This is a genomic window from Bacillus sp. COPE52, assembly GCF_003355115.1.
GTDB lineage: Bacteria > Bacillota > Bacilli > Bacillales > Bacillaceae_G > Bacillus_A > Bacillus_A toyonensis.
In genome coordinates this window covers 5,600,587-5,600,846 of the sequence record NZ_CP031292.1, presented here as the reverse complement: position 1 = coordinate 5,600,846, position 260 = coordinate 5,600,587, and the positions used below count along the sequence as shown (strand labels likewise).

Sequence of the window (260 nt, the reverse complement as noted above, 5' to 3'; positions counted from 1 at the left end):
AGTGCGGCAAATACAAGTAGCTCGGTTCTAGGAAACTTAAAAAATGGTGAAAAAGTAACAGTACTAGGAAAAGCAAACGGCTGGGCGAAAATCAATTACCAAGGAAAAGAAGGTTATGTGTCGTTAGAGTTTGTGAAGTTAGAAGCAGGAAAACAAGAAGAAAAGCCAGCGGAAGACATTACGAATGGAACGCAAGAAGTAGGAACAATTAACGCGACAAGCTTACGAGTAAGAAGTGCGGCAAATACAAGTAGCTCGGT

1 protein-coding gene is annotated in these 260 nt (G+C 41.2%); it reads left to right on the top strand.

The window, feature by feature from the left end:
- Positions 1-260: SH3 domain-containing protein (locus tag DPQ31_RS29580; protein WP_261797492.1), on the top strand; the 260-nt coding region annotated here is incomplete at both ends.